The sequence below is a fragment of the Sphingomonas sp. Leaf62 genome (genome assembly GCF_001421915.1).
GTDB lineage: Bacteria > Pseudomonadota > Alphaproteobacteria > Sphingomonadales > Sphingomonadaceae > Sphingomonas.
This window is the reverse complement of record NZ_LMLN01000009.1, coordinates 97,165-122,924: the sequence shown is the minus strand read 5'-3', so window position 1 is coordinate 122,924 and position 25,760 is coordinate 97,165. Positions and strand designations below refer to the sequence as shown.

Genomic DNA, 25,760 nt, shown 5'->3' with positions numbered 1-25,760 from the left:
TCGGGTCTCCTCGCAGAGCCTGAATCAGATCGCGATCCTCATATCAATGGGTCCTGACCCTAGCCGTACCCCGGCGGAGGCCGGGGTCCAGTTGGGAAGACTTTTCGATAGCTTGCTAACGTCCCCCAAACCGGGCGCCGGCCTTCGCCGGGGTACGGTTCGGGGACGCTCGCAGTGTTCTTGACCTGAACGGGGTGCCGCTTCTTCTTCGGCCAAGGGAGAAGAAGAAGCGGCACGCCGGGTCGGTAGATAGACCAGCGCTTAGCGGGTCGCTCCCGTCCGGGCCGGGGCGGGGGCTCCGGCCGGTGCCGCGCCGGTGGGCGGGGGCGGAAGCTGGCCGTTGGCTGGTGGCGGCGGGGGAGCGCTGCCGTCGACCGGCGGGGGCGGGGGCATTGCGCCGGGCGCGCAGGGAGCGCCCGGCCCACCCGGACCACCGGGACCGCGTGCGCCCTCGGGGCCATGCTTCGGGCCGTGGCCGGGACGCGGCGGCGGTGGGCCGACCGGGGTGACCTTGCCATTCGCGTCGACCAGATAGGAGGCGCGGAGTTGGCCGTCGTCGTAGCGGCCCTGCACCTGCACCGGTGCGCCCTTGGTCACCGAGGCGTCGCGCCCGGCGTCGACCATCGTCCGGCCAGTGCCGTCCTGTACCACGAAGCGGTCGCCGAAGACTTCGGCGACGCGGCCCTTGACCGTGACGACGCCGTTACCGCTGGCGAGCTTGGCGACCGGGGTGGCGATGGTCGGGGCCATTTCGACCGCCGGCCGGGTCAGCGACACCGCGCTCGCCCCGCCCGCCGCGCCGATGGCAAGGCCGATCGCCACGCCCAGACCCAGCTTGCCCGGACCACCGAGAGAAAATTTAGCCATGTGTTTCGCTCCATTCGTTGTTCGATGAAGCCGTTCTAGCGATTCGCCCCCTCGCCACGCTGAACCCCGCGGTTCAGTTTCGGTTTAAGGGCGGTCGGCATTGGCGGTACGGTTCTTGCCAGTGTCGTCGGGCCTGTCGAAGGATTTCGCGCCAAATGCTTCGATGCGAGTGTTCGACGTCGCTCGGCCCCTGCTCAGCAGGAACGGGTGTGGCCGGGAAGGAAAGTGGGACGATCATGCGTATTCTGCTTGTCGAGGACGATCCCGATCTGGGGCCTGCCATCGCGCGGGCGTTGCGTGCGGAACATTGCGCGGTCGATCTGGTGGCGAGCGGGATCGACGCGCAGCATCTGGGCGATACCGAACGCTATGACGTGGCGGTGCTCGATCTGGGGCTGCCCGATCGCGAGGGGACGGCGGTGCTGAAAGGATGGCGCGAGGGTGGCCGCGACTTGCCGGTGCTGATCCTGACCGCGCGCGACGGATGGTCGGACAAGGTCGCCGGGTTCAAGGCGGGGGCCGATGACTTCCTGACCAAGCCGTTCCGGGTCGAGGAATTGATGATGCGGCTGCGCGCGCTGGTGCGGCGGGCGGCGGGGCATGGCGCGACGCGGGTGACCTGCGGTCCGCTGGCCTATGAGACGCAGACCGGGGTGTTCGAGCTGGACGGGCTGCCGATCAAGCTGACCGCGCTCGAATATCGGGTGCTGGCGGCGTTGATGCTGGCGAAGGAAGCGGTGATCGAGCGGCTGGATTTGATGGAGCGGGTCTATGAGGGCGATGCCGATGTCGATTCGAACAGCCTCGAGGTCATCATCGGGCGGCTGCGCAAGAAGATCGGCGCGCCGCTGATCGAGACGGTGCGCGGGCGGGGATACCGGCTGACGGCGGGCGCGGCGTGAGGCTGCCGCGATCGATCCATGGCCGGATGCTGGCGCTGTCGGTGGCGACGACGCTGGTCGCGCTGCCGGTGGCGGGGTTCGCGATCGGCGGGGTGCTCGACCATTTCGTGACGCGCAATATCGACGCGCGGCTGGGCGACCGGTTGCGGTTGTTGCGCGCGGTGGTGCGCGAGGACGGGACGATCGACCGGGCGCTGCTCGACCGGTCGGGACTGGCGACGGCGATCGGTGCCGATGCGGTGTGGCGGATCGATACGCCGGGCGGCACGGTCGGTGTCGGCCTGCCGGCGCTGGACGCGGTGCCGGGACGCGGGCCGCCGGGCCGGCCGGAGCGCGGACCGCCGCCGGGGCGGGGGCCGGGATTTGGTGCGCCGTTCGACCTGATCCTGCCCGATGCGACGCGCGTGCATGGGCTGATGCTCGAACTGCCCGGAGATGGCGGGCGCGTGGCGGTGGCGGTGCCGCGCCGTCAGATCGACCAGCCGTTGCGCGGCGCGATGCTGCCGTTGCTGCTGACGCTGGCGATCGTGGCGGTGGTGCTGGCGGTGGCGACCCTGGTGCAGTTGCGGCTGGGGTTGCGACCGCTGCGGGCGCTGCGCGACCGGGTGGCGGCGGTGCGGGGCGGGGCGGCGGCGGATGTGCCCGAGGATCAGCCCGACGAATTGCGGCCGCTGGCGACCGAGCTGAACGCGCTGGTCCGCGACAATGCGGCGGCGCTGGCGACCGCGCGGGCGTCGGCGGCGAACCTCGCCCATGCGCTGAAGACGCCGGTGGCGACGCTGGCGATCGAGCTGGGCGATGATCCGCGCGCAAGTCAGGTGGCGCGGATCGATGCGACGATCCGGCACCATCTGGCTCGCGCGCGCGGCGGGACGGTCGACCGGCGCGCGGCGACCGCGCTGCAACCCGCGGTCGAGGGGCTGGTTGCGGTGGTGGCGGCGCTGCACCGGGATCGGGGGCTGACCGTAGGCACGGACGTGCCGGAGGTGTCGGTGGCGGTAGATGCGGCCGATCTGGACGAACTCGTCGGAAATTTGATCGACAACGCCGCGCGCCATGCCCGGTCGAGCGTGCAGCTGTCGGCGGCGGTCGAGGGGGGCATGGCGGTGCTGACCGTCAGCGACGACGGCCCCGGCATCGCTGCCGCCGACCGGGTGCGGGCGACCGATCCCGGCGTTCGGCTGGACGAACGCGGCGACGGCCATGGCTTCGGCCTTGCCATCGTCCGCGATCTGGCGGCGCTCTATGGCGGGCGTCTGACGCTGGGGGAAGCGGACGGCGGCGGGCTGGTCGCCACCGTCACGCTGCCGCTCAGCCGGGAAGCTGGAACCGGAATCGCTGGATATTAGCCGAACAGGCGGTGTTCCCGTCGGGGCGGAAGCTGCTGCGATAGCGGGTCGCGCCGACCATCTTCTGCGCGGCATCGCCGAACACGAACGGCGGATAGGCGGCGATGGTCCGCTGGGTCATGGTGCGACCGTCGGCGGCGATGTCGAATTCGACCTGTGCCCAGCCCTGGAACCCCATCTGCACCGCTTCGGTCGGGTAGAGGCTGCTGGTCGCGCCGTTGCGCTGCACGACCGGGCTGGGCGCGATCAGCGCGCATTGATCGCTGGTCAGTCCGGTGCGATCGAATGCGGCGCGCGCCTGCGCCACGTCGCCGCGCTGCGCCAGCAGATCGGCTTGCCGCAGCAGTGCCGCGACCTTGAGCGGATGATTCTCCGGCAGCGGCGAGGCGATGACGGCGGTGAGCAGTTGCTCCGCCTCACCCTTTGGCGCGGGCGGGTAGGAGCGGTTGGCGAGCATCATCCGGATCGTCGCCGCGGAGAGCGGATCGCCGTTGATTTCCGGGCGGGTCAACAGCGCGGTCCGCCTGCGCACGCTTTGCTCGTACTGGCTGCGGTCGGCGTCGATCTCGATGAGCGCGAGAAAGGTGGTGACGGGCGCGGGGGCCTGCATCGTCCGGGCCAGCGAGACCGCTTCGGTGGCGGCGGCCATGCGCTCCGCCTCGGTCGGGAGCGGCGAATTGGCAATCCACGCATCGGCGGCGAGCAGCGCGCCCCTGTCACCGGCGGCGCGGGCACGGGTCGACTCGGCCCGGACCAGGGGGTAGGCGCGCGCCGGGGTGACGTCCGACCAGTCCTGGCGATTGCCCTGGCTGCGGACCCAGGCGTCGAACGCGTCGCTGAGCGGCTGGCCGAGCCATGGTCGGTCGGCCGCGGTCGAGCATTTCAGTTCGATGCGGGTCGCGTTGCGGAAGAAGGCGGGAATCTTGACCGATTCTGTCGGCGACCACGACCAGTCCGATACGGCACGGGCGAAGGCCAGTGCGACGTCGCGCCCGCCGGTGGTATAGATCGGGTTCACCGCCTCGACGGTGCCGGTGTCGCTGACCGAAAATTCGACGACCGCGAAATCGTCGGGCTTGAGGCCGGTCGCCGATCCGCATGGCGCGGATTTCATGTTGATCGCAGCGGCGAAGGCGTCGTCCTTCATCCGGCCGGCACCGGTATAGGCCATGTACGTCTGCGCCTGTTGCCGGTCGCCGTTGAGCAGCGCCGCCAGCGCGAGGTCGGCGCGGGTGGCGACTTCGGAGGAACTGACCCGCTCGTCGAGGCCACCCTGCTTGCGCAGCGAGTCCTTGAGGACGGTATAGGCTTCCTCCTTCTTTCCCTCGTTCAGCAGGACGCGGGCGTAGCGCGTCTGGATCAGCGCCAGCACGTCCTTGCCGATGCCGGGCGTTTTGGTCGCGAGGTCGCGCGCTTCCTGCGCATAGGCCAGCGCCTTGCCATCGCGGTCGAAGGCGAGCGTCCGCGTCAGCGCGAGCAGCGGGGCGACCCGGTCGATCCCGGTCGCAAGCGCCAGCGCGTCGCGGTACGACGCTGCCGACGCGTCATAGTCGAACGCATCGAACGCGGCGGTGCCGAGCGCCAGATGGGCGTCGCGCAGGTCGGCGGTGAATTCGGCGCCGTTCTTCGTCAGCGCGGGCAGGCCCTCCCGGATGAGCGCCGCGCCGCCCTGCGTATCGCCGCTGCGGGTGACGCAGATGCCCTTGCGCACCTTCACCGCGTCGACCAGCAGCGCGTTCTTCGACCCGGCGGTGCGTGCCTCGATCGCGTCGTACAGCTTGATCGCGTCGCTGCACTGGCGGGCTTCATAGGCGGCGTTGGCAGCGTCGAACTGTGCCTGCAGCGTCGCCGGTTTGGCCGGCGCGGCGGGTGCGGGCGCGGTCGCCTGTGCCACTGCCATCAGCCCGTGCAAAATCGCGTCGATCATTCGTCATCCCCTTGTCCCCCGGCAACAAAGCACGCCAATGTGACAGCGTCGATGGGCGGGATGGACGAATGCGACGATATCGGACCTTGATCGCCGGCACGCTGCTGCTGACCGGAGCCGCTCCGGCCGAACCGGCACGCTATCCCCCGCGATCGATCCTGCTGTTCGTCGCCTCATGGTGTGCGCCGTGCCACGGCGAGTTGCGGCAGTTGCCGGCGATCGCGGCCGGTGCGGGGGCGTACCGCGTGCTGGTGGTGCCGATCGATCGCGGGCGCGCGACCGACGCGATGCTGCGCGCGGTGCCCGCTGAGCAGTTGTGGCGGCCCGACATGGAGCGGCTGGCCGAATTGCGCGGCGATTTGCTGGCGAAGACGGCGGGGTTGCCGTTCAGCGTCGCGATCGGCGGCGACGGGCGGGCGTGCGCGATGCATCGCGGCGGGATGACGGCGGCGAGTGCGCGGGAGATGCGCGTGGAATGCGAGGGGTAGGGACGTCGGCGACCCCTTCGTCGTTGCCGTGTGGGCGGGGGGGTACGGCCGGGTTTCGCATTCGATCCTATCCTCCGTCATTCCCCGCGCGGGCGGGGAATCCGTAGACGCTGCCGGTCGGGCAGGAGGGGGAACGTCAGCGTAAATGGACTCCCGCCTTCGCGGGAGTGACGGGGGCGATGGTTAGAGGGTCACACCACCCGTGCCCGCGCCGCGCAGGGTTAGCGACTTCACGACATTGCCCTGCCGGACGTTCACCTGATTGACCTGTCCGCGATAGACGTCGGTCAACACGCTCGAGCGGACTGCGACCGACTTCGGCTTGCGGGGCGCGCGGCCGGCATAGTCGATGCGGACCTCGGCGTGCGACAGGTCGGTGGTGGCGTAGGTCAGCGGAACCGGTTTGCCGTCGATCGTCAGGACGAAGCGGCGCTCGATATAGGTGCGCAGTGCCGCCATCGCTTCGGGATCGTCGAGGCTGGTCTGCGCCTGCGGGGCGATCTTCGCCAGCGCGGGTTCGATGTCGTGCGCCTCGAAGCGGTGCGACACGGTGACCGTGCCATCGGCCAGCGTCACGACGCTGAGCGAGTCGTGGCCGCGATGCGCCTGTGCCGGGGCGATCACCGCGACGGCGGCGAGGACCGCAAGCGCCCCCCTCATTTCGCCACCGGTGCGGGATAGGTGCGCAGCGAGCCGGGTTTCACCTGCACGTCGAAGTCCTTCATGCGATTCGCCAGATCCTCGATATCCTCGATCTCCAGCACTGCCGGGCGGATGGCACCGCGATAGACATTGTTCGACCGGTCGGCATCGGCGATTTCGAGCAGCGGATCGACCTCCGCCCCGGTGATCGTCTTGGCCGTAACATATTGCCACGTCACCGCCTTGGGATCGTAGCGCCACACTTCGGCGGGGATGCGGACGATCGCGTTGCTGCCGTCGCTGAAGGTCAGTTTCAGCGGGATCGGCATGACCAGCCCGCCGATGTTGCGGAACGAGAAGCGGTAGAATTTGTCCTTCACGTCGAACGCGGCGCGTTGTTCGGGCGTCAGCTTGTCGAGCTTTTCGGCTAGGTCGCGGCGCTGCTGCGGGCTGATGGCCAGGTCGTCCTGCTGGTCGTAGAAGTCGCGGGTCGACGGATCGCGTTCGGTCACGGTCTTCTGCCCGGCATTGTTGCGCACCGTCAGCGACGTATTCTCGGCATCGCGCAGCGCGCGACGTTCGCGGGCATTGGCGTCCAGATCGCGGCCAGCGATGCGGCCCTCGACCACCTTGTCCAGCGCGATGTCGACATGGTCGGTCGAATAGAACCAGCCGCGCCAGAACCAGTCGAGATCGACGCCCGAGCTTTCCTCCATCGTGCGGAAGAAGTCGTAGGGTGTCGGCCGCTTGAAGCGCCAGCGGGTCGCATATTCGCGGAAGGCGCGGTCGAACAGGTCACGCCCCAGCACCGTCTCGCGCAGGATGGTGAGCGCGGTGGCGGGCTTGCCATAGCCGTTGGCACCGAATTGCAGCACCGAATCCGACTGCGTCATCAGGGGGACCTGATTGTTCGACAGCATATATTCCGCGATGTCCTTCGGCTCGCCACGGCGCGACGGGAAGTCCTTGTCCCACAGCTTTTCGGCCTGGAACTGGAGGAAGGTGTTCAGCCCTTCGTCCATCCACGTCCATTGGCGTTCGTCGCTGTTGACGATCATCGGGAACCAGTCATGGCCGACTTCGTGGATCACCACGCCGATCAGGCCGGTCTTGGCGCGTTCGGTATAGGTCAGCTGGCCGGTCTTGGCGTCCTTCACCGGGCGCGGCCCGTTGAAGGTGATCATCGGATATTCCATGCCGCCGACCGGTCCGTTGACCGACTGCGCCACCGGATAGGGGTAGGGGAAGGCGAACTTGCCATAGACGTCGATGGTGTGGGCAATCGCCTTGGTCGAGTACGCATCCCAGAGCGGACGTGCTTCCTTCGGGTAGAAGGACATCGCCATGACGTTGGGATTGGCGGCGAAATCCTGCCGTACGTTCATCGCGTCCCACGCGAATTTGCGCGACGATGCCCAGCCGAAGTCGCGGACGTTCTGCGCCGCGAAGGTCCACGTCTTGGTGCCCGATGCGCGGCTGCGTTCGGCGGCGGCGGCTTCGTCGGGGGTGACGATATACATCGGCGCGGCGGCGGACTTCGCCTGTTCCAGACGCTGGCGCTGGGTCGCGGTCAGCACCTGATCGGCATTCTGCAACACGCCGGTCGCCGAGACGACGTGATCGGACGGTACGGTCAGCGCGACCTTGTAATCGCCGAATTCGAGGGTGAATTCGCCGGCGTCGAGAAACGCCTTGTTATGCCAGCCTTCGTAATCCGAATAGACGGCGAGGCGCGGGAACCACTGCGCCCCTTCGAAGATGCAGTTGCCGTCCTCGCCCGCCTGCGTGAAGCATTCATAGCCCGAGCGGCCGTCGACGACCTTTTGTTCGGCCATCGGGAACGACCAGTCGATCGACAGCGTGACCTCGCCGCCATTGCCAGCGACCGGGGTCGGCAGTTCGATGCGCAGCAGGGTATCGGTGACGCGGTGGGCGAGCGGCTGTCCGTCCGGCCCGCGGACGCCGGCGATGGTGAAGCCGCCTTCCCATTTCTGCATCGCCTCGGCCCGGCGGATCTCACCGATGCTGATCGTCGTCGCATCGGGCACGGTCTGCGACAGCTGTGCGATCGAGCTGCGCTTATACTGGTTCTGGTCGAGCAGCAGCCAGAGATAGGGCAGCGCGTCGGGCGAGTTGTTGCGATAGCGGATCGTCTCGGTGCCGGTCACGACCTTCGTCGCTTCGTTCAGCGATACCTTGACGTCGTAATCGACCTTTTGCTGCCAGTAGCGATAGCCCGGCGCACCCGATGCGTTGCGATAATCGGTCGGGGTCGGCCAGTCCTCGCCCTCCAGCTGGCGGAACTTGTCCTGCCAGTCGCCCTTGGTCTGGCGGATCGGATCGGCGAAAGCGGGCGTCGAGGCGAGCAACAGCGCGACCAGCGCGAGACGGGATACGGCGGGCAAGGGGTGGCCTTTCGAACGGACGGACGGACGGACGGACGGACGGACGGACGGACGGACGATCGTTGCCCGTGATACGATGCGCGTCAACCGTGCGGGATACGAATACCGCCCATGCTGTGACATTGGCGCACCGATGGTTGCGGTCGATCGCCGAGTGCGGCAATCGTGCCGTTCGACATGAGAGGGACGAGTGCGCGAGCTATGTGGTTGAACCGGCGGACGATGATCGGCGCGCTTGCTTCCCTGCCGATCGCGTCGCGGGCGATGGCCGAGCGAACCGACGATCCGCTGCTCTTCGCCTATTTCGGGACCGGCAAGGGCGAGGCGACGGGCCTGAAGTTCGCAATCAGCGACGACGGGTTCGCCTTTCGCGAACTGGGCGGCGGGCAAAGCTATCTGGCGCCGATGGTCGGCGAGGCGAAGCTGATGCGCGATCCGTTCGTGTTTCGCGGGGCCGGGCGCAATGCCCCGTGGCACATGGTGTGGACGACCGCATGGGATGGGGTGACGATCGGTCACGCCACCAGCCACGACCTGCGCCACTGGTCGCCGCAGCGCGCGCTGCCGGTGATGGCGGGCGTGCCGGGCACGCGCAATTGCTGGGCGCCCGAGGCGATCTGGGACGCGCGCAGCAAACGCTTCGTCCTCTTCTGGTCGAGCACGGTCGCCGGGCGGTTTGCGGAGACGGCGGGGACGTCCGAGTCCGGCTACAACCACCGGCTATGGTACGTGACGACGCGCGATTTCGTGTCGTTCAGCGATCCGGCGGTGCTGTACGATCCGGGGTTCAGCGTGATCGACGGGACGTTCGCGCGCGCGCCAGGCGGCCGGCTGTACCTGATCGTCAAGGACGAGACGCTGACCCCGCCGCGCAAATATCTGCAGGTCGCGTCGGCCGCATCGCCGACCGGACCGTTCGGCAAGCCGGGCACGCCGTTCACCCCGTCGTGGGTCGAAGGGCCGATGACGACCGCGATCGGCGGCGAGACGGTGTGTTACTGGGACGTCTATCGCGACGGCAAATGGGGCGCGGCGGCGACGCGCGATTTCGTGCAGTGGCGCGACGTCAGCGCCCGACTGTCGATGCCGGCAGGCGCGCGGCACGGGTCGCTGGTGCGGGTTCCGCGCGCGACGGCCGATGCGCTGGCGCAGGGGCCGGCATGACGATTGCGCCGTTTCTGAACGGTGGCGGTCGCGCGGCGGAGATGGTCCGCGCGCGCGATTGGTCGGATCATCCGCTGGGTCCGCCGGAGGGATGGCCCGACGGGCTGTGCAGTGCGCTGAGCCTGGTCGTCAATTCGCCCGAGTCGATGATCCTGTGCTGGGGACCGGAACTCTGGTTCTTCTTCAACGACGCCTATTTCCCGTTGCTGGGGCCACGGCTCGACTGGGCAATGGGCGAACGCTTCGACCGGGTCTGGGCCGATGGCCTCGAACAGGCGATGCCGATCATCGACGCGGCCTTTGCCGGGAATAGCCCGCGCTATGTCGATGTGCCGTGGAAGCTGGACACCGACCGGGGTGCGGCGGACACGTGGTGGAGCTTTTCCTATTCGCGCATCCTCGACCGGCGGGGCGATATCGCCGGGCTGTTCATCTTCACCAACGAGACGACGGCGCGGGTGCTGTCCGATGCGGCGCTGAAACGCAGCCAGACCGAGCTGACCACGGCGCTGAACGACCTGCGCCAGTTCAACCGCACGCTGGAATTGCGCGTCGATCAGCGGACGGCCGAGCGCAACCTGCTCGCATCGATCGTCGAGACGACCGATTCGATCGTCAACGTCATCGACCTCGATTACAACTGGATGGCGATCAACCGCGCCGGGGCCGATGCGTTCGACGCGGTGTTCGGCAAGCGGCCGCAGGTCGGCGACAATATCCTCGATCTGCTCGCCGACCTGCCCGATCAGCAGGCGGCGGTGCGCGCGGCATGGGACCCGGCGCTGGCGGGCGAGGAATATACCGCGACAGCCGAGTTCGGAGACCCGGCCCGTGGCCATATGCGCCGCGTATACGAGATGAAGTTCAATTCGGTCCGCGACGGCGCGGGCCAACAGATCGGCGCGTTCCAGTTCGTCACCGACGTGACCGACCGCCGCCGGGCCGAAACGGCGCTGGGCGAGGCGCAGGCCGCGTTGCGCCAGGCGCAGAAGATGGAGGCGATGGGCCAGCTGACCGGTGGTGTCGCGCATGATTTCAACAATCTGCTGACCCCGATCCTCGGCAGCCTCGACCTGTTGCAGCGGCGCGGCAGCCTGTCGCCGCGGGAGGCGCGGCTGGTCGACGGTGCGCTGCAGTCGGCGGAAAGGGCGCGGACACTGGTCCATCGGCTGCTGGCGTTCGCGCGGCGGCAACCGTTGCAGTCGGGACCGGTCGATCTGCTGGCGCTGGTCGGCGGGATGACCGATCTGATTGCCAGTACCGTCGGATCGCCGGTCGGCGTCCGGAGCGCTATTGCCGACGATCTGCCCCCGGCGCTGGCCGATGCGAACCAGCTGGAAATGGCGATCTTGAATTTGTGTGTGAATGCGCGCGACGCGATGCCCGATGGCGGCACGCTGACCATCGCCGCCGATGCGCCCGATCCGCCAGCGACGGCGGCGGCGGGGGTGGAGCCGGGCCAGTATGTGCGGCTGTCGGTGATCGATACCGGCACGGGCATGGATGCGGAGACGGCGGCGCGCGCGGTCGAGCCGTTCTTTTCGACCAAGGGGATCGGGCGCGGGACGGGGCTGGGTCTGTCGATGGTCCATGGGCTGGCGCTGCAACTGGGTGGCACGATGGCGATCGTCAGCGCGCCGGGGCTCGGCACCCGGATCGACCTGTGGCTGCCGGTCAGCGGCGAAGTCGCGCGGCCGGCGGAGGCGAGCGACGACGAGGTCGGCGGTGAGACCGGTTTCCGGGGCCGGGCGCTGGTAGTGGATGACGAGGCGCTGGTGCGGATGACGACCGCCGACATGCTCCAGAGCCTCGGCTACGAAACGGTCGAGGCCGACAACGCGACCGAGGCGGAACAAATACTGGCGCAGCGGCGCTTCGACCTGGTGGTGACCGATCATCTGATGCCCGGCCGGACCGGCGTTTGGCTGGCGCGAGCGATTGAGGATCGGCATCCCGGGCTGCCGGTGCTGATCGTTTCGGGCTATGCCGATATCGACGGCCTCGCACCCGACCTGCCGCGCCTGACCAAGCCGTTCCGCGAGGCCGAACTGGCCCGTGCGATCGCCGGGATGGCAGGCATCCCCACCGATCGTTGAAGGAAATTGCGATGACCCGACCCGAAGGGACCGAGGGCTTTACCCTCAACCAGACCATGCTGCGCGTGCGCGACCCGAGCGCCAGCATCGCTTTCTATCAGGATGTGCTGGGCATGACGCTGTTGCAGAAGCTGGATTTCGAGGAGGCGGCGTTCTCGCTCTATTTCCTCGGCTTCCTGCGCGATGGCGAGACGGTGCCGGCCGATCCGAAGGAACGCGCGCGGTTCGTGTTCAGCCGCGAGACGACGCTGGAACTGACCCATAACTGGGGGACCGAGGATGATCCCGATTTCGCCGGCTATCATAACGGCAACGATGATCCGCGCGGGTTCGGCCATCTAGGCATCAGCGTGCCCGATGTCGCCGCTGCGTGCGCGCGGTTCGAGGAACTGAGCGTCGATTTCCGCAAGCGGCCCGACGAAGGGCGGATGAAAGATATCGCGTTCATCGCCGATCCCGATGGCTATTGGATCGAAATCCTGTCACCGAACGGCATGACGCAGGCGGTGGTCGATGCCGCGGGAGACGACGCATGAAGGCGGTCGAACTGCGCGCGCCCGGCGGGCTCGACCGGCTGCAACTGGTCGATCGCGCCGATCCGGGACAGCCGGGGCCGGGCGAAATCCGGGTGAAGCTGCAGGGTAGCTCGCTGAACTTCCACGACTATATCGTCGCCAGCGGCAAGTCGCCTGCCGAAGACGGCCGGGTGCCGATGGCCGACGGGGCGGGCACGGTCGAGGCGGTCGGCGCGGGGGTGTGCGATTTTGCGGTCGGCGATCTGGTCGTGTCGTGCTTCTTCCCCGACTGGCAGGACGGCGCGCCGACCATCGGCGACTTCGCGCGGACGCCGGGCGACGGCATCGACGGGTTCGCGCAGGAGGTGGTCGTTCTGCCCGCCAGCGCCTTCACCCTTGCGCCCAAGGGCTGGGACGCGGTCGAAGCGGCGACGATCACCACCGCCGGCCTGACCGCATGGCGCGCCTTCGTCGTCGATGGCAGGCTGAAGGCGGGCGACCGGGTGTTGCTGCTCGGTACCGGCGGCGTGTCGATCTGGGCATTGCAGATCGCGAAGGCGATGGGTGCGAAGGTCGCGATCACCTCGTCGAGTGACGACAAGCTGGCGCGCGCGGCGGCGATGGGGGCGGACTTCACCGTCAATTACCGCAGCGATCCCGACTGGGGCGCGACCGCCGCGCAATGGGCGGACGGGCGCGGCATCGACCATGTCGTCGAGGTCGGCGGCCCGGCGACGCTGGCGCAGTCGATCGCGGCGGTGCGGGTCGGCGGACATATTTCACTGATCGGCGTGCTGACCGGGCGCGGCGGTGAGGTGCCGACCGCGGCGCTGATGGCGAAACAGGCGCGGTTGCAGGGGCTGATCGTCGGCAGCCGCCGCGAGCAGCAGGACTTCGTCCGCGCGCTGGAGGTGACCGGGATACGGCCGGTGGTGGACCGGCGGTTCGGGTTGGACGAACTGGCGGATGCGTTCCGGTATCAGGAAGGCGGAGAGCATTTCGGCAAGATCGGGGTGGCGTGGTAGGCTTCTGATCTTCGCCACTCGCAACCGTTGTGCTGCGTAGGGATTGCCGGAAGCTCGTGTCGAATGATGTGGGCTGTCCTTCGATACGCCGCTTCGACGGGCTCAGCGGCTACTCAGGACGAACGGTGGGGGTGAGACGTTTTCCTCTCCCTCCACCCCCCGTTTGGTTCGAGCGGAGGTTCGAGCCTGTCGAGAACCGTAGTCGAGAAGGGGTTGCCTCAAACAATCGAGTTCTCGACGGACGCTTCTCGACAGGCTCGAAGCTGCTCGAACCGAACGGGATTTGGGGAAGCGGTGCGCCTGTTATTGGGTCACCGCCCCTGCATCTCTGACGCTACCGACAACAGTTGGCTGGTCAGACCAGAACCTTCTCCGGCGTCGGCACCGCGCCCAGGGGCGTCGTTGCGTCGATCTCCATCAGTGGTTTCAGCAACCCGTCGCGCAGGTCATAGACCCAGCCGTGCAGTTCCAGCGGCTGGCCCGCGGCGAACGCCCGTTGCACGACGTCGGTCCTCGCCAGCGCCACGAGTTGGTCGCGCACGTTCAGTTCGACGAGCCGGTTGGCGCGCTGTTCCGGGGGCAGCAGATCAAGTTCGGTGCGATGGTTGTCGATCACATCGCGAGCGATCGCCAGCCAGTCATGGACATGGCCCTGTACCCCGCCGTCGAGCGCGGCATGGATGCCGCCGCAGCCATAATGGCCGCAGACGATGATATGGCCGACCTTCAGCACCTCGACCGCGAACTGGACCACCGACATCAAATTCTGGTCTTCGGGGTGGATCAGGTTGGCGATGTTGCGGTGCATGAACATGCCGCCCGGCTCGGTATTGGTGAGCTGGTCGGGGGCGACGCGGCTGTCCGAACAGCCGATCCACAGGAATTCGGGTTGTTGGCCCGCCATCTGGCGCGCGAAATAGTCGGGATTTTCCTCAAGCCGTTCGGCGGCCCACGCCTTGTTGGCGAGGAGGAGATGCTTGTATTCCCTCATGCGTACGCAACCTCCTTGCGCGGCGCCATGATCTGCGGCGCGGTCTTTTCACCGATATCGCCGCGCACCAGCACGTTGATCCCGCGATACTGCGCATTCTTGATGAAGCCGTTGATGATGTCGATATTGTCGAGATCGACATAGCTGGTCGCCGACAGGTCGATCACCACCGTGCACTCGTCCGGCACCTTTTCCAGTTCGCGGGTCAGTTCGACCTTGTGGATGAAATACAGGTTGCGCTTGGCGCGGACCATGCAGCTGGCACCGGGGCCTTCGCCGTCCTGCACGAACGTCACCGCCGGGCGGAAATTGCGGGCGATGACGAACACGAAACCGACGATCAGTCCGACGACGATGCCCTTGAGCAGGTCGGTGAACAGGATGGCGAGGATCGTGACGACGAATGGCACGAACTGGGTCATGCCCTGTTTCCAGCGTTTGGCGAATAGCTCTGGCTTGGTCAATTTGTACCCGGTCTGGATCAGCACCGCAGCCAGCGCCGACAGCGGGATGAGGTTGAGGAGCGCCGGGACCAGCAGGACACTGAGCAACAGCCATGTTCCGTGCAGGATCGTCGACATTTTCGACGCGGCGTTCGCATCGACGTTCGCCGACGACCGGACGATGACCGAGGTGACCGGCAGGCCGCCGATCAGGCCCGAGATGATGTTGCCGGTGCCCTGTGCCAGCAGTTCGTGGTTCTTGTTGGTGACCCGGCGCTTGGGGTCGAGTTCGTCGACCGCCTTTACCGACAGCAGCGATTCGAGGCTGGCGACGATCGCCAGCGTGACCGCGACCGTCCATACCGTCGCATTGCCGATCTGGCCGAAGTCGGGAAGGCTGAACAGCTTCACGAATCCGCCCAGACCATCGGCGATCGGTACGCTGACCAGATGGGTCGGCTTGACCTGAATGGCGGGAGCGACCAGCCCAAGCAGCGCGTTGATCGCGATCGATCCGACGACGACGACCAGCGGGCCGGGAACGAAACGCAGCGGACCATCCTTGGGCTTGTTCTTGTCCCACCAGAACAGGAAGGCGATGCTGATCGCGGCGATGATCGTGGCACCCCACACCACCTGTTCACGCGCGACGAAGAGGATGGTGTTGAAGGTGTTCAGACCGTCGCCCTGACGAAACGCGAAATCGCCACCCGGATCGCCGTCATAGCCGATCGCGTGCGGCACCTGTTTCAGGATCAGGATCAGGCCGATCGCCGCCAGCATCCCGGTGATGACCGACGACGGCACGAATTCGCCGAGCACGCCCGATCGTGAGAAGGACAGCAGGATCTGCATGCAGCCCGCGAGGAACACGGCCAGCAGGAACGCTTCGAAACTGGGCAGCTTGGTGATCGCGTCGAGCACGATCACGGTCAGACCGGCGGCGGGGCCGCTGACCGACAGTGGCGATTTGCTGAGCGAGCCGACGACGATGCCGCCGACGATGCCCGCGATCAGTCCCGAAAACAGCGGCGCGCCCGACGCCAGGGCGACGCCGAGGCACAGCGGCAGCGCGACCAGCGCCACCACGATCGAGGCGGGTGCATCCTGGCGCAGATTGGCGAGCAGGGAGGGTTGCGACATGGCCGGCATTGCCTTGTTCTGAAACGGGGTGCGCCGGGCGCGCTTGGGGGAAGCACGCCCGGCGCGGTGCCCGGGATCGACGGAACGGGGGAGGGAAGGTTCGCCCCGCCGATCTCGCGGGAACGGCTATTCGGCGGCTTCCGCCGTGACGAAATCTGCGGCGAGCCGCTTGGCGGCGGGCAATGCCACCGGCAGCGCCCGATCCGGGTTGATCGGCGCGAACCGGCCGGTCGTGCCGTCCAGCGCGAGGATCGAGCCGGCATGGATGTCGACGAACCAGCCGTGCAGCGTCAGTTCGCCTTTGGCGATGCGCGACGCGACCGCCGGATGGGTGCGCAGGTGAGAAATCTGGACCACGACGTTTTCGAGGCTGGCGGCGCGAACCGCGGCGGCATCGTCGAGATCGGGGTAGCTGTTTTCGACCACCGAGTGGGCAGCATGGCTATGCCGCAGCCATGCGGCGACGCTGGGCAGTCCTTGCAGCGTTTCGGGCTTCATCAGCGCACCCATCGCGCCGCAACCCGAATGGCCCGACACGATGATGTCGGTGACGCCGAGCACGGCGACCGCATATTCGACGGTCGAGGTGGTGCCGCCATTCTGCTGGGTGAAAGGAGGGATGATGTTGCCGGCGTTGCGGATGACGAACACGTCGCCCGGCTTCGCTTGCAGGATGTGTTCGGGCACGACGCGCGAGTCGGAGCAGGAGATCATCAGGACCTTAGGGCTCTGCCCATCGGTCGCGAGCTTCGAATAAAGGTCGGCATCGCTGCCGAACACATCCTTTTCGAACCCGAATACCCGGCCGATCACGTCGTTCACGCTCGTCTCCCTCAAACTTTCGGCCGGTCGCACGCTTGCGTCCTTTGGAAATTGTATAGCCGGGATATTCTTGCTGCGTTCGCCTGCCGCGTAACGAATTATTGCTGAACGTCGAACGGGGCGGGCAGGATGATGGCGGCGCACAGCCCGCCGCTTTCGCGGTTTCGAAGCTCCAGCCGGCCGCCCTCGCCGTCCACCGCGCGCTGCACGATCGACAGGCCGAGACCGAAGCCGACCGTGTCGCGTTTGCGCGCGGCGTCGAGCCGGACGAAGGGTTCGAGCACGTCTTTCAACGATTCGTCGGGAATGCCCGGGCCGTCATCCTCGACCCGGACCACGGTTGCGCCATTTTCCACCGCCAGCGCGACGGTGACGCTGCCGCCATAATGGATCGCGTTCTCGACGAGATTGACGACCGCGCGGCGGAAGCTGGAGCGCCGCACGGCACGTTCGAAATGATCGGGGCCGGTATAGCGCGCGTCATGGCCATGGTCGGCGGCGTCGTCGACGATGCTGGCGCACAGCACCGCGAGGTCGACCAGCACCGGGCGTTCGGGCTCGCTCTCCCCGCCGAGGAACGCGAGCAGCGAGGTGACCATCGCCTCCATTTCCGCCAGATCGGTCTGCACCGTTTCGCGGACGTCGCGGTCGGGAATGGCATCGGTGCGCAGCCGCAACCGGGCGAGCGGGGTGCGCAGATCATGGCCGACCGCCGCCAGCGCGCGGGTGCGTTCGTCGATCAGGCGGTGGATGCGCGCCTGCAACCCGTTGAACGCGACGACGAGGCGGCGCACCTCGCTCGGCCCCGCTTCCTCGACGATCGGCAGCGACGATCCGCTGCCGGGTCCGAACCGGTCGACCGCATCGGCCAGTTGCCGCATCGGGCGCAGCGTTCGCCGGATCAACAGCCCGCCGACCACCATCAACGCGATCGCCGGGATCAGCGCCAGCAGGATGCGGCCGATGGCGAGGTCGAAAGCGCGCAGCGGTTCGAGGGTGCGAAAATACAGCCAGCTTTTGTCGTCGAGCCGCAGCGCGCCACTGACCACCGATCGGCGACCCTGTCCGATCAGCGTCAGGTGCAGGCCGGTGGGGGCCAGCGTCGGTTCCCATGCCAGTACCTGCTGTTCCATCTCGCGCAGTTCGGTGCCGCTGGCGGGCAGTTCGGGCGCGGTCGCGCGCCACTGGACGGCATAGCGTTCGGTGGTCAGTTCGGCCGCCATGCCGGCGCGTTCGCCGACCGTGCGTTCCTCGACGATCCGCCGCGCGATCACCAGATGTTCGGCCAGCCGGCGGGCTTCGTCGTCGCGCACCGAAAACTGGCTGGCGCGTTCGTACAACAGGACCGAGACGCCGAATTCGATGACGATCGTCAACAGCAGGATCGCGACGATCCGCCCGATCAGACCGACCGGGAGCGTCGGTATCCGCCGCGCCTCCACCGCGTCAGCGCCGCTCTACGGGTACGTTCAGCATATAGCCGACGCCGCGCACGGTGACGATCGGCGGGGTGCCGCCCGCGGTCGACAGCTTGCGGCGCAGGCGGCTGATGAGCACGTCGATGCTGCGGTCCGACGAATCGCCCAGCCGGGTGCGCGACAATTCGATCAGCCGTTCGCGCGCGATCACCCGCTGCGCATGGTCGAGCAGCACGACCAGCAGGTCGAATTCGGCCCCGGTCAGGTCGACGGCGGCACCGGTCGGCGAGGTCAGTTCGCGGCGCGGCAGGTTGGCGGTCCAGCCTTCGAAGCTGTAGATGCCTTCCTCGCGCTGTGCCGCCTGCGCGTTCAACTCGCCCCGGCGCAGCACGGCGCGGACGCGGGCGATCAGCTCGCGGGTGCCGAACGGTTTGGGCAGGTAATCGTCGGCCCCGAGTTCGAGGCCGATGACGCGGTCGACCTCGCTGCCCTTGGCCGATACGAAGATGATCGGCACGGCGCTGTTCTGCCGGATCTGGCGGCACAGGTCGATGCCGCTGGTGCCCGGCAACATGATGTCGAGCAGGATCAGGTCGACCGGCCCCTGTTCCAGCGCCAGCCACATTTCGGGTGCCGCCGAACAGGTACGAACGAGATAGCCATTTTCCTGCAACGCGCGTGCGGTCAGCGTGCGGAGCGCGGGATCGTCCTCGACGACGATGATCGACGGTGCGGTCATGGGGGCAGGCTCTCCATCGCGTTCTTCGGGGTCGATCGACCCAGTTCGTCCTTCCCGCGCAGGCGGGAATCCATAAACGCGACGGTTTCGGCTCGATCCGCGGTCGTGGCGTCTATGGATCCCCGCCGGCGCGGGGATGACGAGAGTTGGCCGGCAGGGTTCGTCCAATTTCGCCGAAATGTCCACCGGACCCTGTATCGGTCAATTCACCTCGCGCCCGATCGGATACAGCAGGTAGCGCGCATCATAATAGGGCGTGCGGGCATAGAACCATTGCAGCCGCGCGGTGGCATCCCTGGCAAAGGCGGGGTCGGCGGCGAGTCTGGCGTCGAATTCGGCCTTCAATTTCGGATCCGTCGCCAGCATCCGGTCGGCGAGCGGAGCGATCGCATAGCCTTCGATATATTCGGTGCGGGCGAGCATCGCGGGGGCCATGTTCCATGCCAGCACCCCGTCCTCGCTTTCGGGTTCGAGAAGGAAAGCGGCGAGCAGCCCCAGCGGCTGGTCGGCGGGGACGCGGACCGAGCCGGGTGGAATGGTTTCGCTGCGGCGTTCGTGGACGATCGTCGCGTCCAGCGGCACATGGCCTTCGCTGGCGGCTTGCAGCTTCGGTTCGGTCGCGCGCGCCATGTCGAGGTCGAGCGTTCGCGGCGCGTCAACGGTCTCGTAGCGGATGCCGTGCAGCTTCAGCAGGTCGATGACGTGGGGCAGGGTGGCGGGCACCCACCATGCTGTCGGCAGGGTCACCACCTTGTCGGGCAGGCTGCCGAACACCGGCATTCTGAAGGTCAAGGGCTTGGGCAGCCAGCGCAGTTCGTCGCGGCCCGACGCGGGCGACCGGTAATTGTCGTGCGCTAGCCCGAGGAAGTCGACGCTGTAGAGCGGGGTCGGGTTCGCCTTCCACGTCATCGTCGCGGTCGCCGGGCGGTCGGCGCGGTCGGTATCGATCGCGGTGCGCAGGGCCGATGCCTGTCCGGCGGCGATGCGCAACGCTTCCTCGACGAAGACATAGGTGCCGAGCACGCGCTGGCGGTAGGGTTTGAGCGAGTGCGTCTCGACCAGCACGGTCGGGATGTGGGCGATGTCGCCATAGCCGGTCGAGAAGCGCGGCGTATCGACGTCCTGGCTCATGCCCTTTTCCGGCTCGCGATTGTCGAGCGTGCTGACATAATAGCCGGGCGTATGGCCGCCGCGTTTGAGCGCGGCATCCATTGCCGGGCGCAACCGCGTGTCGAGGAACCGGCCGATCGCCGCCGAGCGGGCATAAAACCCACGCCAGCCGGAAAAGGCATAGGTCACGTCATAACGATGGTCGATGCCGTCGGTGACATGCAGGTCGAGATACAGAACCGGGTCGAGCCGCCGGATCAGGCCGATCATCGCCTGCGTCTCCGGCGCATCGGCCTTCAGATAGTCGCGGTTGAGGTTCAGGTTCTGCGCGGTGGTGCGCCAGCCCATGTCCCGGGGGCCGCGCTGGTTCGGGCGGTTATAGGGACCGGAGCGTTCGTGGCCGTCGACATTGTAGATCGGAACAAACACCAGATCGACCTTGTCGAGCAGGCCGTCCTTGCCGCGCAGCGCGATGTCGCGCAGCAGCATCAGCCCGGCGTCCTTGCCCTCGATCTCCCCGGCATGGATGCCTGCCTGCACCAGCACGACCGGCTTGCCCGCCGCGCCCTTGTGCGCGCGGACGGCATAGAGGTCGCGGCCCTGCGGGCTTTTGCCGAAGGTTTCGATGGTCAGCAGCGGCGAGGCGGCGACCAGCCTGTCGAGCCAGATGCGGGTTTCGGCGTAGCTGGGCGTGGTGACGAAGTCGCCGGCTTCCGCCGGGGTGATCCACGGGTCGGTCGGTTTGGCGACCAGCTTCTCGCTGGCCCCGTGCCATGGGCGGACGGGCGGCAGGGGCGCTTCGAGCGGGGTTTGGGCGGTGGCGGTGGTGGCGAGGAGGGCGGCGGCGAGGAACAGGGTGCGCATGGCGCGATCCTAGCCGATGGGTGCGGGGATGCCAGTCCTTCTCCCCTCCCTCATAAGGAAGGGCGTAATCGGCGTCCATTCCTCAACCGGAACGATCCGTTCCGTTACAAGTTGTTGCCGTGCACTATCCCGATCTGGAGCCACGGCGATCGCCACGGCCTATGAATTCAAGCCGCACGAACGGCCGTTCCTGCCCGGTTCGCCCGCCACGCCCGAGCACCCGTTCGCGCGTCGGATCGGCTATTTTGCGATCGGCATGCTGCTGGGGATCACCGGCGGGTTCAACAACGGACTGCTGATCGCCAACCTGCCGCAGATTCAGGGGTCGCTGGGATTGACCCCGGTCGAGGGCGGGTGGCTGACCGCGATCTATTCGATGACCAGCGTGTGCATGTCGATGCTGCTCATCAAATTCCGCCAGCAATTCGGGTTGCAGCGCTTTACGCGCATCTTCCTGATCGCGTTCCTGATCCTGAACGTGTTGCAGGTGTTCGTGCACAGCTATGGCGTGCAGTTGATCGTGCGCGGTGCGGCGGGGGTCGCGGGCAGCGCGCTGACGACCCTGTGTTTCCTGTATATCATGCAAGCGCTGCCCGCCGCCGCGCGGCTGTCGGGGATGATCATCGGGTTCGGCGCGTCGCAGGTGGCGTTGCCGCTGGCGCGGACCCTGTCGCCGCTGTTGCTGGCCGATGGGCGGATCGAGGCGCTGTTCCTGTTCGAACTGGGGCTGACGCTGATGTGCCTCGCGTCGGTCGCGCTGCTGCGGTTGCCGCCGTCGGACCGGACGCCGGCGTTCGAGCGGATCGATTTCCTCACCTTCGCGCTGTTCGCCCCGGGGATCGCGCTGTTGTGCGCCGTGCTGGTGCAGGGGCGTATCCAGTGGTGGTCGACGCCGTGGCTGGGATACGCCACCGCCGCCGCGATCCCGCTGATCGGCGGTGCGCTGCTGATCGAGCATAACCGCGCCAATCCGCTGCTCAACACCCGCTGGATGCTCGGGCGCAACATCGTCCGCTTCGCGATCGTCGCTGCGTCGCTGCGCATCCTGCTGTCCGAACAGACGTTCGGCACGGTCGGGCTGCTGACCGTGGTCGGCATGGGCAACGACCAGATGGTGACGCTCAGCCTCGTCATGACGCTGGCGTCGATCGCCGGGCTGGTCGTCTGTCTGAAGACGCTGAACATGCAGGATCTGTACAAGCCGGTGGTGATCGCGATCGCGCTGATCGGCATCGGCGCATGGATGGATTCGGATTCGACCAACCTGACCCGGCCGTCGAGCCTGTATGTCAGTCAGGCGATCATCGCCTTTGCCGCGCTCTATTTCCTTGGGCCGATGGTGATGATCGGCATCTTCCGCGCATTGGCGCGGGGGCCGAGCCATATCATCAGCTTCTCGGCGATCTTCAGCATTTCGCAGACGATGGGCGGGCTGGCCGGCACCGCGCTGCTCGGGTCGTTCCAGATCGTCCGCGAGAAAGTTCATGCGTTCGAACTGACCCAGAGCCTGACCGTCACCGACCCGCTGGTCGTGCAGCGTATCCAGCAACTGGGCGGTGCCTACGCCCGCGTCCTCGGCGATCCGACGCTGCGACAGGCGTCGGGCGCGGGGCTGCTGGGGCAACAGGTGACGCGCGAGGCCAATATCCTCGCCTATAACGACGTGTTCCTTGCCGTCGCCATCCTGTCGGCGGCGATGGTGGTGTGGCTGGGGGCGCTGTGGCTGCGCTTCCGGTGGAAGGGCGTGAATCCGCTCGCCGCCGATCTTGCCGCCGTTCAACGCATGCGACAGCAGCAGATGTCATGACCGATACGAAACTCTCCGAAGACGAACAGCAGCGACTGATCGATCCGGTCGAGGTGCCGGGCGAACCGGCGCGGGCACGCGGATGGGCACCACCGCGCGGGTCGTTGAAATCGACGATCGGGTTCGTCGCACTGTTGCTGGGCGGCGTTGCGCTGGCGCTGTATGCGTGGGGGCTGTGGCCGTTCGGCAGCGCCATTCAGGCGACCGACAACGCCTATGTCCGCGGGCAAACGACGATCATCGCGCCGCAGGTCAACGGGTATGTCACCGAAGTACTGGTCCGCGATTTTCAGGATGTGAAGGCGGGACAGGTGCTCGCCCGGATCGACGACCGCATCTATCGCCAGCGCGTCGATCAGGCGCAGGCCGGGCTGGCGGCGCAGCAGGCCAACCTCGCCAATTCGCAGCAGAGCGAGCGGTCGAGCGAGGCCAGTCTGGGCGGACAGGCGGCAGCGGTCGTCAATGCGCAGGCACAGCTGGCCCGGGCGCAGGCCGATATGGCGCGGGTCAACGATCTGGTGGCGCAAGGATCGGTGTCGCTGCGCGAACGCGACCAGACGCTGGCGGCGCTGCGCGCGGCACAGGCGGGCGTGTTGCAGGCGCAGGCGCAACGCAGCGTGGCACAGGAACAGGTGCGGACGGTGACGGTCGGGCGCGGCGGGCTGAACGCGGCGGTCGAAAATGCTCGCGCGGCGGTGCGGCTGGCCGAGATCGATCTGGCGAACACGATCATCCGCGCGCCGCAGGACGGGCGGCTGGGCGAGGTCGGGGTGCGGCTGGGGCAATATGTCACGGCGGGGACGCAGATGATGTTCCTGGTACCGCCGACCGTGTGGGTCACCGCCAATTTCAAGGAAGCGCAGACGGCGCGCATGGCACCGGGTCAGCCCGCCCGCGTCCGGGTCGACGCGCTCGACCGCGCCGAATTGCGGGGACGGGTCGAACGTATCGCGCCTGCCGCCGCCAATGAATTCGCGGTGATCCGGGCGGACAATGCCACCGGCAATTTCGTGAAGGTCGCACAGCGTATTCCGGTCCGCATCGCCATCGATCCGCGCGATCCGCTGTTCGGGCGCTTGCGGCCGGGCATGTCGGTCGAGGCGCGGGTCGATACCGGCAGCGGCGTGTCGCCGGCGGCGCGATGAAGCGGCGGATCGCATGGGCGGCGCTGGCGATACTGGCCGCGTGCGCCCCGGCCGAACGGCCGCGGCCGCAAGCGGCGGCGGTGGCGCCGCCGGCAGGGTGGCGGACGCCGCTGCCGGGCAGCGCGCCGAACACCGCGACCTGGTGGCAGACGTTCGGCGACCCCGAACTGACCCGGTTGGTCGAGGCGGCGCTGGCCAATAATCCCGACATCGCCATCGCCGCCGCGCGCGTCGCGGAAGCGCGCGGGCAGGAGCGGGTGGCGCGGGCGGCGCGCTTCCCGACGCTCGATGCCGGGGTCGGCCTGATCGAACAGCGTGCGCTCAACGCGTTCGGGACGGCATCGACCGGCACGTCGCTGCAACCGGTGTTCCAGTCGGCGTATGAGATCGACCTGTTCGGACGCGTCGGACAGACGATCGAGGCGGCGCGATTGACCGGCGATGCCGCTGCGGCGGCCGCCGACAGCGCCCGGCTGGCGGTCGCCGCCGCCACCGCCAGCGGCTATGTGACGTTGCGCGGCCTCGACGCCCGGATCGCCACGGTACGGGCGACGATCGCGTCGCGCGGCGAGGCGCTGCGGATCGCCCGGTCGCGCGCGGAGGCCGGCTATACGTCGCAACTCGAACTGCGACAGGCCGAGGCGGAATATGCCGGGGTGACGCAGACGCTGCCGCAACTCGAACTGCTGGCGCGGCGGCAGGAAAATGCGCTGGCGTTGCTGACCGGAACGCCGCCGCGCGCGATCGATCGGGGGCGCTCGCTCGACGCGCTGGTCGCGCCGCCGATCCCGGCGGGGCTGCCCTCCGATCTGCTCCGCCGTCGGCCCGACATCGCACAGGCCGAAGCGACGCTGGCGGCGAGCGATGCGTCGCTGTCGGCTGCGCGGGCGCAGTTCCTGCCGTCGCTGCGACTGACCGGATCGACCGGCGAGGTGCTGTCGAGTGCCTTGCCCAATCCGGTCGGTATCTGGTCGATCGGGGCGAGCGTGCTGGCACCGTTGTTCCGGGGCGGGCAGTTGCGCGGCAATTACGACGCGGCGACGGCGCGGCGCGATCAGGCGGCGTTCGCTTATCAGCGCAGCGTCCTGACCGCGTTCCGCGAGGTCGAGGATGCGCTGGCGGCGGTCGATCGGCTGGCGGTGCAGCGGCGCGCGTTGGAGACGCAGCGGACCGCGACCGCCGAAGCGCTGCGCCATGCGACCAATCGCTATCGTGCGGGATATAGCCCGTATCTGGAACAGCTGGATGCGCAGCGCGCCTTGTTCAGCGCCGAACTGTCGCTGGAACAGGTGCGCGCCGATCAGCTGACCGCGCTGGTCGCGCTGTATCAGGCGATGGGCGGCGGCTGGGGGGCGGGGACATGATCCGCGTGGCGACGGCGGCCGATATCCCGGCGCTGCACGATCTGGTCGAATCGGCGTTTCGCGGGGATGCGGCACGGGCCGGATGGACGCACGAGGCCGATCTGCTCGACGGACAACGCACCGATCGGGCCGCGCTGGCCGACGTGATCGTCGATCCGGACCGGACGATCCTGATGACCGGCGACGCAACGGGCTGCGTACAGGTGTCGCGCATCGCGCCGGGGCTGTCGGCGCTGGGCCTGCTGGCGGTACGTCCGGACGTGCAGGCCGTCGGACTCGGGCGACGGCTGGTCGCGGCGGCGGAAGACTATGCGGCGCGCGCGCATGGTGCCGGGCGGATCGAGATGACGGTCATCGCCGCGCGCGGCGAGCTGATCGCATGGTATGAGCGGCAGGGCTATGTCAGGACCGGTGAGAGCCGGCCGTTCCCGATGGACGACGTGCGGTTCGGCCTGCCGCGCCAGTCGCTGTCGTTCATCGTCCTGGAGCGCGGATTGTCGCGATGAGGCCTGAAACGACAAGCCCCGCCCGGGG

The 25,760-nt window shown here is 67.8% G+C and carries 21 protein-coding genes; 11 read left to right on the top strand and 10 right to left on the bottom strand.

Translation table 11 applies throughout. The features are described 5' to 3' along the window. Positions 1–261: 261 nt before the first annotated feature. Positions 262–867, bottom strand: a complete 606-nt coding sequence (locus tag ASE91_RS06385; RefSeq protein ID WP_082453849.1) for a hypothetical protein — start codon at positions 865–867, stop codon at positions 262–264. A gap of 236 nt (positions 868–1,103) precedes the next feature. Here ASE91_RS06385 and ASE91_RS06380 point away from each other — a divergent pair, with 236 nt between their 5' ends. Both ASE91_RS06380 and ASE91_RS06375 read left to right on the top strand, forming a co-directional pair. Next, on the top strand, positions 1,104–1,769 hold the full coding sequence (locus ASE91_RS06380) for a response regulator transcription factor (RefSeq protein ID WP_055996302.1): 666 nt from the start codon (positions 1,104–1,106) through the stop codon (positions 1,767–1,769). Further along, entirely contained in the window at positions 1,766–3,118 is a 1,353-nt protein-coding gene (locus ASE91_RS06375; protein WP_235530357.1) for a sensor histidine kinase, read from the top strand. The genes ASE91_RS06380 and ASE91_RS06375 overlap by 4 nt, the downstream gene beginning before the upstream one ends. On the opposite strand, the gene ASE91_RS06370 is transcribed toward ASE91_RS06375, so the two are convergent. After that, on the bottom strand, positions 3,081–5,045 hold the full coding sequence (locus tag ASE91_RS06370) for an energy transducer TonB (RefSeq protein ID WP_056623950.1): 1,965 nt from the start codon (positions 5,043–5,045) through the stop codon (positions 3,081–3,083). The two genes, ASE91_RS06375 and ASE91_RS06370, sit on opposite strands and share 38 nt — an antisense overlap. A 68-nt stretch (positions 5,046–5,113) precedes the next feature. Between ASE91_RS06370 and ASE91_RS06365 the strand changes: the two genes are divergently transcribed. Further along, positions 5,114–5,533, top strand: coding sequence for a hypothetical protein (locus ASE91_RS06365; RefSeq protein WP_056623948.1), 420 nt, complete (start codon positions 5,114–5,116; stop codon positions 5,531–5,533). A 183-nt stretch (positions 5,534–5,716) separates the two neighbouring features. On the opposite strand, the gene ASE91_RS06360 is transcribed toward ASE91_RS06365, so the two are convergent. Beyond that, complete coding sequence (locus ASE91_RS06360) at positions 5,717–6,193, bottom strand: DUF6702 family protein (RefSeq protein WP_056623945.1); 477 nt, start codon at positions 6,191–6,193, stop codon at positions 5,717–5,719. Further along, positions 6,190–8,580, bottom strand: a complete 2,391-nt coding sequence (locus ASE91_RS06355) for a M1 family metallopeptidase (protein ID WP_056623942.1) — start codon at positions 8,578–8,580, stop codon at positions 6,190–6,192. The genes ASE91_RS06360 and ASE91_RS06355 overlap by 4 nt, the downstream gene beginning before the upstream one ends. 222 nt (positions 8,581–8,802) lie before the next feature. On the opposite strand from ASE91_RS06355, the gene ASE91_RS06350 reads away from it, so the two are divergent. Genes ASE91_RS06350 through ASE91_RS06335 form a run of 4 tightly spaced genes read left to right on the top strand, consistent with a single transcriptional unit; the run spans position 8,803 to position 13,380 of the window. Further along, positions 8,803–9,744 (top strand): glycoside hydrolase family 43 protein, encoded by a 942-nt coding sequence (locus tag ASE91_RS06350; protein ID WP_235530356.1) that lies wholly within the window; start codon positions 8,803–8,805, stop codon positions 9,742–9,744. Next, entirely contained in the window at positions 9,741–11,840 is a 2,100-nt protein-coding gene (locus tag ASE91_RS06345; RefSeq protein WP_056623936.1) for a PAS domain-containing sensor histidine kinase, read from the top strand. Before ASE91_RS06350 ends, ASE91_RS06345 begins: the two co-directional genes overlap by 4 nt. A gap of 11 nt (positions 11,841–11,851) precedes the next feature. Beyond that, positions 11,852–12,376, top strand: a complete 525-nt coding sequence (gene gloA / locus ASE91_RS06340; RefSeq protein ID WP_056623986.1) for a lactoylglutathione lyase — start codon at positions 11,852–11,854, stop codon at positions 12,374–12,376. After that, positions 12,373–13,380, top strand: coding sequence for a zinc-dependent alcohol dehydrogenase family protein (locus tag ASE91_RS06335; protein ID WP_056623934.1), 1,008 nt, complete (start codon positions 12,373–12,375; stop codon positions 13,378–13,380). The genes gloA and ASE91_RS06335 overlap by 4 nt, the downstream gene beginning before the upstream one ends. Positions 13,381–13,735: 355 nt before the next feature. On the opposite strand, the gene ASE91_RS06330 is transcribed toward ASE91_RS06335, so the two are convergent. From ASE91_RS06330 to ASE91_RS06305, 6 genes are all read right to left on the bottom strand, one after another. Then, positions 13,736–14,371, bottom strand: a complete 636-nt coding sequence (locus tag ASE91_RS06330) for a carbonic anhydrase (RefSeq protein WP_055996281.1) — start codon at positions 14,369–14,371, stop codon at positions 13,736–13,738. Further along, positions 14,368–15,957: a SulP family inorganic anion transporter gene (locus ASE91_RS06325; RefSeq protein WP_200910773.1), complete on the bottom strand. Its 1,590-nt coding sequence runs from the start codon at positions 15,955–15,957 to the stop codon at positions 14,368–14,370. The genes ASE91_RS06330 and ASE91_RS06325 overlap by 4 nt, the downstream gene beginning before the upstream one ends. A 126-nt stretch (positions 15,958–16,083) precedes the next feature. Continuing rightward, the gene (locus ASE91_RS06320) at positions 16,084–16,779 is read right to left on the bottom strand and encodes a carbonic anhydrase (RefSeq protein ID WP_056623932.1); all 696 of its coding nucleotides are present in this window, start codon (positions 16,777–16,779) and stop codon (positions 16,084–16,086) included. 98 nt (positions 16,780–16,877) lie between these two features. Then, on the bottom strand, positions 16,878–18,221 hold the full coding sequence (locus ASE91_RS06315; protein ID WP_235530355.1) for an ATP-binding protein: 1,344 nt from the start codon (positions 18,219–18,221) through the stop codon (positions 16,878–16,880). 4 nt (positions 18,222–18,225) lie between these two features. Next, complete coding sequence (locus ASE91_RS06310) at positions 18,226–18,936, bottom strand: response regulator (protein WP_056394389.1); 711 nt, start codon at positions 18,934–18,936, stop codon at positions 18,226–18,228. Between the two features lie 201 nt (positions 18,937–19,137). Beyond that, positions 19,138–20,910 carry a M14 family metallopeptidase gene (locus tag ASE91_RS06305; RefSeq protein WP_056623929.1) on the bottom strand — a complete coding sequence of 591 codons (1,773 nt, stop codon included), beginning with the start codon at positions 20,908–20,910 and terminating at the stop codon, positions 19,138–19,140. A gap of 256 nt (positions 20,911–21,166) precedes the next feature. On the opposite strand from ASE91_RS06305, the gene ASE91_RS06300 reads away from it, so the two are divergent. The 4 genes from ASE91_RS06300 to ASE91_RS06285 are packed head-to-tail and all read left to right on the top strand — an operon-like array spanning position 21,167 to position 25,732. Then, positions 21,167–22,717 (top strand): MFS transporter, encoded by a 1,551-nt coding sequence (locus tag ASE91_RS06300; RefSeq protein ID WP_235530354.1) that lies wholly within the window; start codon positions 21,167–21,169, stop codon positions 22,715–22,717. Then, positions 22,714–23,862 (top strand): HlyD family secretion protein, encoded by a 1,149-nt coding sequence (locus ASE91_RS06295; protein ID WP_056623925.1) that lies wholly within the window; start codon positions 22,714–22,716, stop codon positions 23,860–23,862. Before ASE91_RS06300 ends, ASE91_RS06295 begins: the two co-directional genes overlap by 4 nt. After that, entirely contained in the window at positions 23,859–25,226 is a 1,368-nt protein-coding gene (locus ASE91_RS06290) for an efflux transporter outer membrane subunit (protein WP_056623922.1), read from the top strand. Before ASE91_RS06295 ends, ASE91_RS06290 begins: the two co-directional genes overlap by 4 nt. Next, positions 25,223–25,732, top strand: coding sequence for a GNAT family N-acetyltransferase (locus ASE91_RS06285; RefSeq protein ID WP_056623919.1), 510 nt, complete (start codon positions 25,223–25,225; stop codon positions 25,730–25,732). The genes ASE91_RS06290 and ASE91_RS06285 overlap by 4 nt, the downstream gene beginning before the upstream one ends. The last annotated feature ends 28 nt before the right edge of the window (positions 25,733–25,760 follow it).

Coding starts and splice junctions, on each gene's coding strand:
- ASE91_RS06285 (WP_056623919.1), top strand. CDS start 25,223: ATGATCCGCGTGGCGACGGCGGCCGATATCCCGGCGCTGCACGATCTG.
- ASE91_RS06295 (WP_056623925.1), top strand. CDS start 22,714: ATGACCGATACGAAACTCTCCGAAGACGAACAGCAGCGACTGATCGAT.
- ASE91_RS06345 (WP_056623936.1), top strand. CDS start 9,741: ATGACGATTGCGCCGTTTCTGAACGGTGGCGGTCGCGCGGCGGAGATG.
- ASE91_RS06305 (WP_056623929.1), bottom strand. CDS start 20,910: ATGCGCACCCTGTTCCTCGCCGCCGCCCTCCTCGCCACCACCGCCACC.
- ASE91_RS06385 (WP_082453849.1), bottom strand. CDS start 867: ATGGCTAAATTTTCTCTCGGTGGTCCGGGCAAGCTGGGTCTGGGCGTG.
- ASE91_RS06365 (WP_056623948.1), top strand. CDS start 5,114: ATGCGACGATATCGGACCTTGATCGCCGGCACGCTGCTGCTGACCGGA.
- ASE91_RS06300 (WP_235530354.1), top strand. CDS start 21,167: ATGCTGCTGGGGATCACCGGCGGGTTCAACAACGGACTGCTGATCGCC.
- ASE91_RS06290 (WP_056623922.1), top strand. CDS start 23,859: ATGAAGCGGCGGATCGCATGGGCGGCGCTGGCGATACTGGCCGCGTGC.
- ASE91_RS06350 (WP_235530356.1), top strand. CDS start 8,803: ATGATCGGCGCGCTTGCTTCCCTGCCGATCGCGTCGCGGGCGATGGCC.
- ASE91_RS06370 (WP_056623950.1), bottom strand. CDS start 5,045: ATGATCGACGCGATTTTGCACGGGCTGATGGCAGTGGCACAGGCGACC.
- ASE91_RS06335 (WP_056623934.1), top strand. CDS start 12,373: ATGAAGGCGGTCGAACTGCGCGCGCCCGGCGGGCTCGACCGGCTGCAA.
- ASE91_RS06360 (WP_056623945.1), bottom strand. CDS start 6,193: ATGAGGGGGGCGCTTGCGGTCCTCGCCGCCGTCGCGGTGATCGCCCCG.
- ASE91_RS06325 (WP_200910773.1), bottom strand. CDS start 15,957: ATGTCGCAACCCTCCCTGCTCGCCAATCTGCGCCAGGATGCACCCGCC.
- ASE91_RS06380 (WP_055996302.1), top strand. CDS start 1,104: ATGCGTATTCTGCTTGTCGAGGACGATCCCGATCTGGGGCCTGCCATC.
- gloA (WP_056623986.1), top strand. CDS start 11,852: ATGACCCGACCCGAAGGGACCGAGGGCTTTACCCTCAACCAGACCATG.
- ASE91_RS06330 (WP_055996281.1), bottom strand. CDS start 14,371: ATGAGGGAATACAAGCATCTCCTCCTCGCCAACAAGGCGTGGGCCGCC.
- ASE91_RS06310 (WP_056394389.1), bottom strand. CDS start 18,936: ATGACCGCACCGTCGATCATCGTCGTCGAGGACGATCCCGCGCTCCGC.